The sequence below is a fragment of the Mesorhizobium sp. M1C.F.Ca.ET.210.01.1.1 genome, from assembly GCF_004791585.1.
Lineage (GTDB): Bacteria > Pseudomonadota > Alphaproteobacteria > Rhizobiales > Rhizobiaceae > Mesorhizobium.
The window spans coordinates 1-292 of sequence record NZ_SRUU01000206.1; the positions used below are offsets into that span (position 1 = coordinate 1).

Here is a 292-nt window from a genome sequence, read left to right on the forward strand (position 1 = left end):
CTTCCTGCAACCGCAGCATGATCTCGATATTGAGTGCCTTCAGCCGGTCGTCGGATGCTCCGTCTACGAGATAGCGAAAGCAGACGATGTTGACGGTTGTCGGCGCCATCAGCTCCAGGGCTGGCTCCGCCTCGATCAGGCCGGTAAGGTAATGGGCCTGGGCGATGTTCTGGTCGATCAGCCGGCCGAACTTTTCAACGCCGTGCTGCTTCAGCGCCATCCAGATTTTGAGCGCGCGGAAGCCGCGCGACGTTTGCAGCCCGTAATCGAACAGCCATTCTCCTGAGGCAAG

General features: G+C 59.6%; 1 protein-coding gene. It reads right to left on the reverse strand.

The features are described 5' to 3' along the window. The coding region (locus EN853_RS33600; RefSeq protein WP_245517536.1) for a pyridoxal-dependent decarboxylase at positions 1-292 on the reverse strand (292 nt) is incomplete at both ends.